This is a genomic window from Paenibacillus bouchesdurhonensis (assembly GCF_900155685.1).
In the GTDB taxonomy this organism is placed as follows: domain Bacteria; phylum Bacillota; class Bacilli; order Paenibacillales; family Paenibacillaceae; genus Fontibacillus; species Fontibacillus bouchesdurhonensis.
In genome coordinates this window covers 804303-817433 of the sequence record NZ_LT732547.1, presented here as the reverse complement: position 1 = coordinate 817433, position 13131 = coordinate 804303, and the positions used below count along the sequence as shown (strand labels likewise).

Annotated in this window: 11 protein-coding genes; 2 read left to right on the top strand and 9 right to left on the bottom strand. The window is 48.9% G+C overall.

Features of this window, described 5'->3' with window-relative positions:
* Window positions 1-55 precede the first annotated feature (55 nt).
* Window positions 56-1465, top strand: a complete 1410-nt coding sequence (locus CZ379_RS03300; RefSeq protein ID WP_110930302.1) for an ABC transporter substrate-binding protein — start codon at window positions 56-58, stop codon at window positions 1463-1465.
* A gap of 156 nt (window positions 1466-1621) precedes the next feature.
* On the opposite strand, the gene CZ379_RS03295 is transcribed toward CZ379_RS03300, so the two are convergent.
* The 8 genes from CZ379_RS03295 to CZ379_RS03260 form a co-directional block, all read right to left on the bottom strand.
* Entirely contained in the window at window positions 1622-2494 is an 873-nt protein-coding gene (locus CZ379_RS03295; protein WP_110930301.1) for a UbiA-like polyprenyltransferase, read from the bottom strand.
* Window positions 2495-2762: 268 nt separating this feature from the next.
* Complete coding sequence (locus CZ379_RS03290; protein ID WP_110930300.1) at window positions 2763-4046, bottom strand: aspartate aminotransferase family protein; 1284 nt, start codon at window positions 4044-4046, stop codon at window positions 2763-2765.
* A gap of 743 nt (window positions 4047-4789) precedes the next feature.
* Window positions 4790-6877: a peptidase U32 family protein gene (locus CZ379_RS03285; RefSeq protein ID WP_110930299.1), complete on the bottom strand. Its 2088-nt coding sequence runs from the start codon at window positions 6875-6877 to the stop codon at window positions 4790-4792.
* Window positions 6878-7086: 209 nt separating this feature from the next.
* On the bottom strand, window positions 7087-7890 hold the full coding sequence (locus CZ379_RS03280; protein WP_110930298.1) for an energy-coupling factor transporter transmembrane component T family protein: 804 nt from the start codon (window positions 7888-7890) through the stop codon (window positions 7087-7089).
* Window positions 7872-8780 carry an energy-coupling factor transporter ATPase gene (locus CZ379_RS03275; protein ID WP_110930297.1) on the bottom strand — a complete coding sequence of 303 codons (909 nt, stop codon included), beginning with the start codon at window positions 8778-8780 and terminating at the stop codon, window positions 7872-7874. The genes CZ379_RS03280 and CZ379_RS03275 overlap by 19 nt, the downstream gene beginning before the upstream one ends.
* A gap of 4 nt (window positions 8781-8784) precedes the next feature.
* Window positions 8785-9600 carry an ATP-binding cassette domain-containing protein gene (locus tag CZ379_RS03270; RefSeq protein ID WP_110930296.1) on the bottom strand — a complete coding sequence of 272 codons (816 nt, stop codon included), beginning with the start codon at window positions 9598-9600 and terminating at the stop codon, window positions 8785-8787.
* A gap of 15 nt (window positions 9601-9615) precedes the next feature.
* The gene (locus tag CZ379_RS03265; RefSeq protein WP_234404793.1) at window positions 9616-10194 is read right to left on the bottom strand and encodes a Gx transporter family protein; all 579 of its coding nucleotides are present in this window, start codon (window positions 10192-10194) and stop codon (window positions 9616-9618) included.
* Window positions 10178-10573, bottom strand: coding sequence for a NusG domain II-containing protein (locus CZ379_RS03260; protein WP_110930295.1), 396 nt, complete (start codon window positions 10571-10573; stop codon window positions 10178-10180). Before CZ379_RS03260 ends, CZ379_RS03265 begins: the two co-directional genes overlap by 17 nt.
* Before the next feature lie 252 nt (window positions 10574-10825).
* On the opposite strand from CZ379_RS03260, the gene CZ379_RS03255 reads away from it, so the two are divergent.
* Window positions 10826-11920 (top strand): FAD:protein FMN transferase, encoded by a 1095-nt coding sequence (locus CZ379_RS03255; RefSeq protein ID WP_110930294.1) that lies wholly within the window; start codon window positions 10826-10828, stop codon window positions 11918-11920.
* Window positions 11921-12608: 688 nt separating this feature from the next.
* Here the strand turns inward: CZ379_RS03255 and CZ379_RS03250 are convergent.
* Entirely contained in the window at window positions 12609-13100 is a 492-nt protein-coding gene (locus CZ379_RS03250; RefSeq protein WP_110930293.1) for a hypothetical protein, read from the bottom strand.
* Window positions 13101-13131: the final 31 nt, after the last annotated feature.

The window sequence follows — 13131 nt, the reverse complement described above, 5'->3', positions numbered from 1 at the left end:
CCGTCCACCGACGGATGATATAAATGATTAGATCAAAAGGGAGAGAAGAAACCAAATGAAACCGTTCAAGCTCAAACATTCATTTTTGCTCGCTACGATTTTGCTTCTATCCATGCTCATATCTGCCTGCGGAGCAGCGGGCGGCGGCTCGGGAGCAACGGCAGACGGGGAAGCCTCGGCAAGCAGCTCATCGGCCTCAGGCAATGCGAAGAATGAGAATTCCACACCAGCAGACAAAACAAAAGTCGTATGGTGGCATTCCATGGGCGGAGAGCTGGGTACAGCCGCGGATCAACTCGTAGCCGATTTCAACGCTTCTCAGGACAAGGTGGAGGTAGAAGCGATTTTCCAAGGAACTTACGACGAAAGCTTGAATAAAATGAAAGCTTCCATGGATTCCAAGTCCGGCCCGTCTCTCATTCAGGTCTACGAAATCGGTTCCCGCTTCATGATCGACTCAGGGGCAATTACGCCGGTACAGCAGTTCATCGATGAAGAGAGCTATGATTTAAGCCAATTGGAAGAGAATATTATGAATTACTATACGTTCGAGGGCAAGCAGTACTCCATGCCCTTCAATACGTCGAACCCGATTCTCTATTACAACAAGGACTTGTTCAAAGCCGCCGGGCTTGATCCCGACAAGGCTCCAGCAACATATGAAGAGCTGAAGAGAGCAGCCGAAACGCTGAGCAAAAATGGAGCACCCGCCTCATTCGCCATTTACGGCTGGTTTATGGAGCAGTTTTTTGCAAACCAAGGAGCTGAATATGTCGACAACGGAAACGGCCGCACCGCACCGGCAACCCAGTCCCTGGTGAACACCGAGGCTGGCGTTAATACACTGGAATGGTGGAAGAGTCTGGTCGAGGGCCAAGCTGCCATCAATCTTGGCCGTAAAACCGATGACACCAAGAAAGCCTTTGTAGCGGGACAGGTCAGTATGACGCTGGACTCCACGGCGGGACTGCGGGGTATTGTAGACAGTGTTGGCGATAAGTTTGAGGTCGGCACCGCGTTTCTCCCTAAACCGGAAGGCACTCCTGACGGCGGTGTCATTATCGGCGGAGCAAGCCTCTGGATTCTCAATAACAAGCCAGAAGCGGAGCAAAAGGCGGCCTGGGAGTTCATTAAATTCCTCGCCGAGCCGCAAACACAAGCAAAATGGCATATTTCCACCGGCTATTTCCCTATTACGAAGAAGGCTTACGACGAGCAAATCGTGAAGGATAATTTAGCTAAATACCCGCAGTTTCAAACGGCGGTCGATCAGCTTCATGCCAGCAAACCTAGCCTGGCAACGCAAGGTGCCGTAATGGGCGTATTCCCAGAAGCTCGCCAAATCGTGGAGAGCGCGATCGAAGAAGCGCTCGGCGGCAGCAAGCCTGCCAAGCAGGCGCTGGACGATGCCGCCAAAGCGATCACGGATAAAATCGGCAATTATAATAGAACGGTGCAGAAGTAACTGAGATCGGTAGACAGGTTTAATTCTGTATGTGGAGTATATACCCATGTGAAATAGCGCCACATTCTAACGGTAACTGAATCCAAAAATAGCTCCCATTCCATTCGGTGGACGGGAGCTATTTTATTGTTGAATAAGGACACACGGCTCTGATTATTACTTCATATAGAAATCAATTAAAGTAGTAAATAAAATAACCATACTGATGACCTGATTCAGATTGTAAGATGCGACCTTCATGACCTGCCGGTTGCCCGGCTTAATAATGCGGTGCTCAGCGAGCAGAAGAAGAACAGCTATCCCGATTCCGATGCCATAGATCCAGCCGAGATCTCGGATGGGAATGAGCGCAAGCAGTAGAATAACCATCGATAAATGAAGGGCAGCGGCAATGCGCAGGCCGTTTTTCAAGCCAAAATAGCTTGGAATCGACCATAGCCCGTGGCTGCGATCGAATTCGATGTCCTGTGAGCCATAGATGATGTCAAAGCCAGCGATCCACAGCATTACGATCGTCCCCAGCACAAAGGGCGTGAACGCGAATTTCCCCGTAACGGCAAACCATGCGCCGATCGGCGCGGATGCAATCGTAAACCCTAGATACAAATGACTTAAGTATGTAAATCGCTTCGTATAAGAGTACGATGAGATCAAGAAGATCGCCACGGGCGACAGCAAAAAGCACAGCGGGTTCAGCATCGCTGAGGCAGCGATAAAGATGCCATAATTGACGACCACGAACACCAGCACTTCCTTCGACTCCAGCAGCCTTTGCGGCAAATGGCGATGCGCGGTACGCGGATTCTGGGCATCGTATACCCGATCCACGATACGATTAAAGGCGTTTGCCCCGTTGCGAGCGCCTACAAGGGCGATCAGTCCCCAGATCATCACATAGGCGGAAGGCAAGCCATTCGCTGCCCAGACCATCGAAATAATGGCAAAGGGCAGCGAAAACAAAGTATGGGAGAACATGACTAATTCACTGTACAGCTTGATTTTAGCCCCGACTTTTCGGGCGTATTCCATAGAATCCACACTCCTTGATGCAGTGCACGCTAGCAAAGCTTACTAGTTGAGTGCTCATTAGTACTAATGAGCACTACTGAGCTGCTGATGAATTTCTTGTGGAGCTTATTTGTAAAACTAATTTGAGAAGCTTATTTTGGTAGCTTGTTTAGGAAGCATTTCCGTGAGATTTACAAGATTAAGGTTAGTTCAAATTTTAGTTTGAAGGTATATTGAGAACAGCTTCATGCCGGTTAAAACGTTCGAGATGACTGGCTGCGGCGATACTTCACGTTAGGGAGCTCAGCGTTTTCTCCAGCGCCGCCAGCATGCCGACGATATCTTCCTCCGTGATGACGAGCGGCGGCTGGAAGGCCAGCACGTTGCGATCCACGCCGTTCTTGCCGATAATGTATCCTTTGTCCTTCATAAGTTCAAGCACATCATCCACTAATGCCGCACCCCGCGGTGTATCCTCCCCGAACAACTCGACACCGATCATCAGGCCGGCCCCGCGTACCTCGGTAATAGCTTCCGGAAAGCGGGCGGCAAGAACGCGCAAGCCTTGTTGCAGAACATCTCCAAGCTGCTTAGAGCGCTGCACCAATTGATGCGATTCGATGTAGTCAAGCACCGCCATAGCGGTGACAGCGGACACCGGATTGCCGCCGAACGTGGATGCTGAAGGCCGGTTGAAGCTGGCGGCAATCTCGTCCGTCGTGGCAAACGCGGCAACCGGCACGCCATTGCCCAGCGCCTTGGCCATCGTGACGATGTCCGGCTGCACGCCGTAATGATCTATCGCGAACATTTCCCCCGTCCGGCCGAAGCCGGTCTGGATTTCATCCGCGATAAAGAGTACACCGTGCCGCTCCAGCAGCGCCTTCACTTCGGCAAAGTACCCCGCAGCTGGCACGATAATGCCGGCGTTGCCCTGAATCGGCTCAGCAATCATGGCGGCAATGTCGCCGCTCTTCTCCTCAAGCACCTTCTTCAGGGCAGCGAGGGAGCGCTGTGCCGCCTCTTCCGCGTTCATCCCCCGTTCATAAGGCCGGGGAATGAACGTCACGTCGCGATCCGCCTCCAACTGCGGATCCGTCCGCCACATGCGCAGCCCCGTCACGCTCATCGTCAAATACGTGCGGCCATGCAGTCCTTGCTCCAGCGCGATAAAGCCTTTTTTTCCCGTATGCAGACGAGCCAGCAGCAAAGCTCCTTCGTTGGCCTCGGAACCGCTATTGACGAAGAAGGTGCGCTTCAGCTCACCTGGAAGCACCTCTGCCATCCGCTGCGCCAAATCTACGTTCGGCTGAGTTAAATAAACAGTACAGGTATGCTGCAGCGTTCTCAGCTGTTCCTCCGTGCGTCTGACGATTTCCGGGTTGCAGTGACCACAAGCAACGACGGATACTCCTGCGAAAAAGTCCGTGTAGCGTCTGTTATCGTGGTCATACAGGTACTGCATCTCTCCTTTGACGATTTGCGGCGGAGTTCGGTAGAAATGACTCGTGCACGGGTAAAAATACCGCTGCCGCTTCTGAAGTATGTGATCTGATCCGCTGTATTGCTCCATCGTTCCCGCTCCTTTTCTAGGCGATACACATTAGCTCTTAATAGCTCTTAATACGATAGACTTGCGCTTTGTACTGTATGTGGCACATAGGCCTTGTCGATATTACTTAGAATCAGCACCTAGACTCCACAGTGGCACAAAGCCCGATTTAAAGTCTTTATTTTTGTCGTTTAGCGTTTGCTGTTTGGTGTTTCGTATTTCGTGTTTCGTGTGTTTGCTATTTAGTGTTTAGCACTTAACACTTAACACTTAGCACTTAGCACTTAGCACTTGGCACTTGGCACTTGGTAGTTGGTAGTTGGTAGTTGGTAGTTGGGTTCAGCGTTTAGTATTCAGTGCTTAGTTTGACTTTGGCGCCTCTTTTTTGACATTCATGCGATTTTTAGATTGTCTAACTGTATTTTAGGTATTTAAAAATATACGTTTGCAGCTACTCAGCCTTTTAACTGGATTTCTTGTAACTAAAACTATGCCCCTCGCAACAGCGAACAGATATATCCAGATTTATATACATGGAATCCAGCTAATTCCCTCAAGAGCTTAAAATTCTCATGAGTAACGGCATGAAATCCAGTTATTCCAGCACCTTCGGGGCAAGATTCCTTTATTCACGTGTCTTCCGCCCAATCGTTTATGTTGCCATCCGTCCGTTTATCACCTCATTCATTCATTCATTCATTCGTTCATTCATTCATTCGTTCTTTCATTCTTTCACTCTTTCATTCGTTCATTTTCTTGCTCATTCATTGGCTCGTTAATTGTCCTGCTCTTTGCAGCACCTGCTCTTGTCCTGGCTTGGCTTCACAATCCTCTTCTTCGGCAGCGGCAGGACGCCCTACTGATCCGCCATCGAATTGCAGCGCCCCAAGCGTATACCCTGCATAGACTGGGGTCATTCCGGCAAATAGATCCCCTGCAGTTTCAGGCTGCTCTATAGCGGCTCTATAGACGCTTACAATGGATTTTAATTGCTCCGGCTGATAGGTCGCCCCTTCAATCCGACAAACGGACAGTCCGGCGTCCTGAAGCTCCTTGATGACGGGCAGCAGGCACAGTTCTTTTGCCAGCATCAAATGGCAGCGGCCATGGACATCACGGTAGACCGGGTTCTCCCCTTTATCGGTCATCAGCACCAAAATACGGTTATCCACGTAATGATTATTTTCCTCGGCGATCGGTTCGAACACCTCAGTGTTCTCGTACAAATCATGCTCCATATACATAAGAGCCGGTGAGCCATGTACGACCGCCTCCAGTGGAACAGCCGCGTTCTCCAACAGCTTGCTAAAGTCGTGCAGCGGCAGCTCTAGGGAAGCTGTAAATCGTTCAACACCAAGCTTCGAGTACATTTCTGCAGACAAATGATTGAAGATGTTCAAATTGATGTCGCCCACGAGCGGATATCCCTTAGAGGCAAATTTATGAACCGCGCCAAGATTGGTTACGAGAAGCCCATCGATCGGCAAACGTTCTCCGGACAATAGTCCGTCATACATCTCGAAGTGCAGCTCCGTCATCATCCTCGGCAAGCCCAAATACAGCTTGGCCTCTCCTTTGATCTCTGCCAGCTGTTCAATCTCCTGCTTCGTGAACGGCCGATCCGGCTCGAACACATCGCCTGACAAATAAATATGATCCGCCCCGCCCTCAAGCGCTGCTCGCGCCTGGGCCGCATTGTTCACATGCACGGACAGCCCCATCCGTTTTTGGACGTTTAGACCGTCTCGATAGTTTCGATGATTTCCTTCGCCCTCTTGCTGCCCTGTTCCGATCCGTTCCGCAGCTTTGAGCAAATAGCTCTCAATCTCGCCCAGACGTTTCTCCCCTAATTTCCGTTCTTCCGTCGGAGTGCTGAATACCTTGCCCGTGCTGTAAAATTTCCCTGTTCCCTCATAGCGTTTATTAATGTAAGACAATCCTGGGCGGCCAAAGGCATAGCCTGTAGAGAAATCACGCTTCCGGTTGTCATACAACAGCCTGGTATCCCGGCTCCGTTCGAAGCCGATCGGGTCGTCAATATAGCGATCGATCGCATCTCCATAGGCATTAACAAGCATAAGGACAAATTCTGTGTCACGCATGCGCCCTTCGATTTTAAAAGAAGTCACTCCGCCATGGATCAGCTCAGGAATATGCTCATACATAAACATATCCTTAACGGCAAGCGGGAATTCGGAAGGATACATGTAACCGTCCTTCTTCACCCGGTAATCCCAACGGCACGGCTTGAGACATTTGCCCCGGTTGCTGCTCATCCCGAATACGAGCGAGCTGAAATAGCAATTTGCGCCATGCACGGAACACATATCACCATGAATAAAATATTCCAGCTCCATGCCCGTCGTTTCACGCAAGTACCGCGTCGTCATCAAATCCATTTCCCTAGACGTTACGACCCGGGTGACTCCCATCTCACCTAGCGCCGTAATCATCTCGCGATTATGCACATTCATCATGACTGAGGAATGCACGGGAAGCTTTAGATTCATCTCTTGAATCAGAGCCAGAACAGCGAAGTCCTGAACAATAATAGCATCCGGCCCCGCCTGCTCAAGAAAGCGCAAATAATCGCGCGCCTCTTCGATTTCCCCTTCATTAAGCAAGTTGTTTACCGTTACGTACACTTTTTTATGAAGCTTATGCGCCTGCTTGATTGCCTCGATGATCTCTAGCCGGCTGAAATTATAACCTTTACGCATCATGCGCATATTGAGGCTAGGCCCTCCAAAATAAACAGCATCACAATTAGCGTGGATAACTTCCTTGAATATTTCAAACGTTCCTGTCGGCGCAAGCAGTTCGACTTCTTTCCCATTAAAATAACGTGCCACAGTATTACTCCCCTTCCCTACCCGCAACTAAGTTGTCTAATGTGAATAATTTCACGATTTTTCTTACATTTCTTTCGTTTCTCCATCTGGTGTTTCTATGAGCTATCTCTTTGAATTGTCTCTATTCGGTGTTTTCACATGATGCTCAGTAGTCTCACCCGGCTTCGCTTCCTTATATAGGATTCCTAAACGGTGCCGCATCAATATCCCTATATGAAAAATCTGTACATCAGCACGGCAACCGCCAGAAGAGCAAATGATAAAATGAACCAGGTATCGCGACTCTTCCATACGAGCAAATGATACTCCGAGCGAGGCGCCCCGATCCGGTAACCTCTCGATTCCATCGACAGAACCAATTCTTCGGCCCGGCGAAAAGCTCCTACCGTAACGGGAACGAGCAAGGATACCAGCATCTTCCCCTTCTCTTTCCACGGCAGCTCCCGCAAATCAGCGCCCCGGGCAGCCTGGGCCTTCACAATCTTCTGTGACTCGTCGAGAATCGTCGGAATGAACCGCAGCGCAATGCTCATCATCAATGTCAGGCGCTGCGCCGATATTCCAATTGCCTCCAACGGCTTCAGCACGCCGGCCATCCCTTGGTTCAACAGCCCAGGCGTCGTTGTAAACGTAAGAATCGCGGTAAACGAAACGAGCAATGCCATCCGCGAAGCTGAGATGAGTCCAAGACTCACGCCTCCGGAATACAACGTCCACGAGCCGATTTGCCAAAGCACACTTCCCTCGGTCACAGTGAAACACTGTATGGCAAAGATAAACACCATCAATACCCAGAGAGGCTTCGCCGCCTTGACGTAATACTTGAGCGGAATCTTCGTTGCCGTCATATAAGCGAGCGAAAAGAGCGCGGCGGCACCAAGCGCAGGCCATGAGCCCACCGCAACGATCGCGATGAGATACAGCACCATAGCCGTCAGCTTTGCCCGCGGATCGAGGCCATGAATCCAGGATCCGGTATCGATGCTCCGACCGATCACAAGCTTTCCCCGCATGGCGATCTCTCCTCTCCGTCTCTTAATGTATCTGCAGCTGCGTATATCTGCGCTAGCCGCTCAGCTAAAGAATTCGGCGTCAAACACGGCTTCTCCGCCTCCAGTCCATACTCGGCGGCAAGCTGATTCCAGAGTGTGATGCATTCCGGAAGGGCCAGCCCCTCCTGCTCCAGGAAGGCAGCTTCGCGGACAAGCGCATCGGTCGTACCCTGGAATAGCTTCCGGCCTCTCTTCATGACAATCCACCCATCGACATAGGGCAGCAGTTCTTCCAGCCGGTGCGTCACGACGATGACCGTTTTACCCTGCTCGCGGTGCAGCTTCGATAACAGTGCGGCAAGCTCCGCCCGGCTCTGTGGATCGAGGGTTGCCGTCGGCTCATCCAAGGCAATCACCTCTGGATCCATAGCCAACACCGAAGCTATGGCCACCTTGCGCATTTGACCTCCACTTAAATGAAAAGGGTTCCTTTGAAGAAGCGACTCTTCCAGCCCCAACAGGGATAGCGCCCACTTTGCCCGCTCCCGCGCTTCCGCTAGGGACATCCCGAAGTTAAGCGGGCCAAAGCAAATATCCTTCTCCACCGTGTCTTCGAACAACTGCTGTTCGGGAAATTGAAAGACCAGACCTACACGCCTGCGCAGCTCGCTCATTTTTGGTGCTTTTTCCTGGGAATTCACGACCACGTCCAAAATCCGCACGCGACCTGCCGTCGGCCTCAGGATGCCATTGAAATGCTGAAGAAGCGTCGATTTGCCAGAGCCTGTCGTACCCGCAATGCCTGTAAATGTACCGGGCCGAATATCCATATTGACGCCCTCCAGCGCTCCGCTCCTCCATAAGGTGCGGTCATCGTAAGCATAGCTTACTTCTTCGAATGTAATAGCCATAATGTCACCGCCTCCTTAGATGCCGGCCATGGAGAATAGCTTCTCCATCCATCCCCCGCTTTCTTAGTTCCTGCTGAAGCCTCACCCGATAAGGCGCAATCAAGCGACACGCCTGCAGCAGCTCCTCATCTTCGAACAGCTCCGAAGGAGCTCTATCGGCTGCAATGGCCCCGCCCCGAAGCATAATTGCCCGGTCCGAGGCCATAATCTCTTCCGCATCATGCGTGATCGAAATGAGCGTGTAATCCCCGCTCTTCCGCATATCCTGCCATATTTGGAGCAGTTCTCCACGTGCTTTCTCATCCAACATGGAGGATGCTTCATCGAAAATAACGATACCCGGCTCCATTGCCAGGATGGAGGCGAGGGCTACGCGCTGCTTCTGTCCTCCGGACAGCTCCGATGGATGCTTGGATAACAGGTCGCTGATTTCCAGCTTCTCGGCATAGCGCTGCACCCGTTCCCTCATTTCTCCGCGGGCAAGGCAGCGTCCCTCCAGCCCAAAAGCGATGTCCTCTTCCACCGTAGCCCCGATAAATTGGTTATCCGGGTTTTGGAACACCATGCCGATCCGAGGGCGAATATCCCAAACCGACTCTCGCGTCAATTCACGGCCCTCCACAGTAATCGTACCGCTATTCACAGCAAGCAGTCCGCCGAGCAGCTTGGCAAGCGTGGATTTGCCGCAGCCGTTGGGGCCGACGATTGAGACCCAGCTTCCTGAAGCAATACGGAGCGTCACTTCATCCAGAACCGGATTATCCGGCACATAAGCAAAGGATACCTGCTTCAATTCATAGGCGAATTCTGCCGCAGCCATCTCCTCACCTCCTTTTTAGTCCTTCAAAAACGATTCAAACAAAGATAGCCGGGAAAGGGCTGGTATCAGATATCGAACCGCAATGCCCACCGCAATCCCTGTCAATACCCCTGTAATGAGGAGCATCGGTAAGTAATAAAATATTTTTGTTGTCAGGAAATACAGCGCTGCCGCGGTAAGCTGCCCGATATTATGGGCAATCCCCCCTACGATGCTTATGCCGATCATGCTGAGCCTCTTACGACCTACCAGGAGCAGGAACCACATCGCCGCAAAACTGAACAGCGCGCCCATAATACTGAACAAAAAGCTTGAGAACGTACCGAAAATAAAGGCGGTAAGCAGCGTCTTCAGCAATACCATCATCAAGGCGTCCCTCGCCTGCAGAAAATAAAGGCAGGTCAGCACCATAATATTTGCCAATCCCAGCTTGGCGCCAGGAACCCCCATATTAATAGGAATGAGCGACTCGATCAGGCTTAACACGACTGCAACCGCAGCGAAAATAGCGACGATGACCGTTCTTTTCAACATCAGGCTGGACGATTCGCTGCCCAGCGGCTTCGCTGTAGTCTGCTTATTTAACGATGGCATCAACATCATCTCCTTCCCCCGAGTCTCCTTCAATTTCTACAATCATTTTGTGCGGGAGGCAAACAATCGTCCCGCCATTGCGCTTAACAAATCCAAAGGTCAGGCATAACTGATCAGGACAGTCCGCCTCAATCATCTCTATACCATAATCATGTACCTTCAAAATGTTGAGGCCATCCTCGGTTTCAATTTCAATAATTTGCTCCTCCTCCGTAAGCTCCACGGATCGAACCAGTTTTCCATCTACTTTGATATTTGCTACAAGCGGATTATTATTGTGATTTTTTTCACTTAAATCTTCGAAAAACCATCTTGGAATAAGAAATGCCAGAGCAATAACGACGATCAAGCCGATCAGCAGGACATCTCCACGTTTCATAGAGAAAACTCCCTTATTTTTTAATTGTATAAATTCTAGACGAACTCATTATAACCCCTGTTTTCTAATCCTTCAATGACTAACATGTGCGATTTCTCTCATTTTTCCGGTTGTCACAAAACCCTCACTTTATAAGGAATTTAATGGGATAATCATTACTTTGTGAAAAATATTACTTTTAACATTTTACTATTCTTGATACAATAAATTTGAATGAATAAATTTAGAAACAAATGAAATGAGGCGGCACAAATGAAGCATAACAAACTGATCACTTTCGGGTTAATCCTGCTGCTATCCATGGCCGTATTGGCTGGATGCGGTACGAATTCGGGCCCGCTGTCCGGTTCCGTCTCTACGAACCAAAAGGCGGCAAATGAGCATGAAACCGTTAAGCCAATGGCGGAAACATTCTTTATATTCGATACCGTCGTTAGCGTGAAAATATATGATAACCGCGCGACCAGACAGCATTTTAACGAGATCGAAGCCCTGCTTAATGACATCGACAGCAAAATCAGCCGTACGCTGGAGACCAGTGAAATCTATCAGGTTAACGCAAACTCCGGCAAATCGGCCGTAAAGGTATCTCCTGAAACCTTCGAATTGGTCGATAAAGCTCTAGATTACGCCAAGCGTACGGACGGGAATTTCAATCCGGCTATCGGCAATCTAGTTACGCTGTGGAATATCGGCCATGAGGGCGCCAAAGTGCCAGATATCCATCTGATCGAAGCCGCCAAGGCGCTTAGCGACTATCGTCTAATCGAGCTGAATGAGGACACGCAGGAAATCTATTTGCAGAAGGAAGGCATGGCTATCGACCTCGGTTCAATCGGTAAAGGCTATGCAGCAGATGCGATTTACGACTATTTGGAGGAGCAGGGCTTCAGCAGCGCGATCATCGATCTTGGCGGCAATATTTATGCGATGGGCCAAAAGCCGGGCGGAAAAGCATGGAACATCGGCATTCAGGATCCCGACAAAGAACGTGGCAATCCGATCGGCACGATTCAGGTAGAAGATAAGACGATCGTTACCTCCGGTATATATGAACGCTTCTTCATTGAAGACGGCAAGTTGTATCAGCATATACTTGATCCCGGAACGGGTTATCCGGTAGACAACGGCATCAGCAGCGTTACCGTTGTGACGAAGCACTCCACGGATGCGGATGCCCTCTCCACGACGTTGTTCGTTCTCGGCATTGAGGACGGACTCAAGTTTATCGAGGATACTCCTGATACGGAGGCACTGTTCATTTCCAAAGAGCAGAAACTCTACGCGACATCGGGCTTCAAAGCACTGCTGAACAAGACAAACAACAACTATACCTTTGCCGACTAAGCAAGTGGCCGCTGCTCCTGTCAGGGGCAGCGGCAGTCCTCATTCTACTCACCGCCTCAGTAAATACTGAGGCGGATTCTATTGAGATGACACCCTTGCCTTTTCTCTGGCAATATCGTATAATATAAATTTGAGTTGCAAAATAGTTTCAAACAGTTCCTCACAAGATTATAGCCCTCCTATACCTGACCAGGTAAATGAAAATTCCTTTGAATGACCCAAAGTAAGGATTTAATGTATTTCTGATTCACACTGGCGCGGTCATCGGAGCCGCAAGGACAAAAGAGAGGTAGGGCTTTTGTTGTTTTAGAAAATGATTGTGGTTGTAGTCTGAGCAGGAACCAAAGTTGTTCTTCCCGTGTACAGGAGAACATTAACTATATAACTGCATAAACGCCCGTTTCCACTTTAGCCGTGGTAACGGGCGTTTTGGTTATGTAATCTTTTTTAAAATTTATTACTAATCAATTATAAAAAAATCATCTTCTATATGACCATCAAAAGTAAACAAGACCTTATACATACCAATGTTCTTACCCTTGTATCTTATGGGGATGACAACATGAACATGATTGTAATTAAATTCGGGAAAATTATCAAATGTAAATGATACTGATTGAACTTCGACTTCTAGAAACGTTGGATCATAATTCGGGAATCAGACTCCCCATAAAGTACCTCCAGAAGTTCATTGTTTAGATATCTCAATCATTTTATTACTAAAATGTATGAGTATTTTAGAGCCTGATGAAAAAAGAATTTCGTGAGATAGGACATCCTCGTTTACATCTAGTATTTCCTCATACCCCCAATCTCCAAAGCCTTGAAATCTAAATAAAGTATCATTCTCAGAATAATCAACTTGAAGTTTGATAATCTTCTTATAAATAATACGCCAACAACTCTCTCCGTCCGTTAATGTTATTTCTACATTAATCGGTCTTGTAGTGTTTGTATCTAGTTGATTAATTTTAACTTCAATCAGATTTGAATCATGAAAGCTCCTAGAGTTATATAAATCAAATACTTGCCTAGGCAATTTATCTTTTAACTTTTGAAATCGCTGGTGGTATAGAGCTTCGTTTTCATCCCATTTGCGGTTCGCTTCGTTTCGCTCTTCTTCATCTTCATTGTTTATCTTAGACCACAATTCGTCTGTAAAATATTGAATCTTAATCACCTCTGGTTATCATAGTTTTACGGACAAACAA

Excerpts from the sequence above, each read along its gene's own strand:
- CZ379_RS03255 (WP_110930294.1), top strand. The coding sequence starts at position 10,826 with ATGAAGCATAACAAACTGATCACTTTCGGGTTAATCCTGCTGCTATCC.
- CZ379_RS03300 (WP_110930302.1), top strand. The coding sequence starts at position 56 with ATGAAACCGTTCAAGCTCAAACATTCATTTTTGCTCGCTACGATTTTG.
- CZ379_RS03275 (WP_110930297.1), bottom strand. The coding sequence starts at position 8,780 with ATGGCTATTACATTCGAAGAAGTAAGCTATGCTTACGATGACCGCACC.
- CZ379_RS03280 (WP_110930298.1), bottom strand. The coding sequence starts at position 7,890 with ATGCGGGGAAAGCTTGTGATCGGTCGGAGCATCGATACCGGATCCTGG.
- CZ379_RS03265 (WP_234404793.1), bottom strand. The coding sequence starts at position 10,194 with ATGCCATCGTTAAATAAGCAGACTACAGCGAAGCCGCTGGGCAGCGAA.
- CZ379_RS03270 (WP_110930296.1), bottom strand. The coding sequence starts at position 9,600 with ATGGCTGCGGCAGAATTCGCCTATGAATTGAAGCAGGTATCCTTTGCT.
- CZ379_RS03295 (WP_110930301.1), bottom strand. The coding sequence starts at position 2,494 with ATGGAATACGCCCGAAAAGTCGGGGCTAAAATCAAGCTGTACAGTGAA.
- CZ379_RS03290 (WP_110930300.1), bottom strand. The coding sequence starts at position 4,046 with ATGGAGCAATACAGCGGATCAGATCACATACTTCAGAAGCGGCAGCGG.
- CZ379_RS03260 (WP_110930295.1), bottom strand. The coding sequence starts at position 10,573 with ATGAAACGTGGAGATGTCCTGCTGATCGGCTTGATCGTCGTTATTGCT.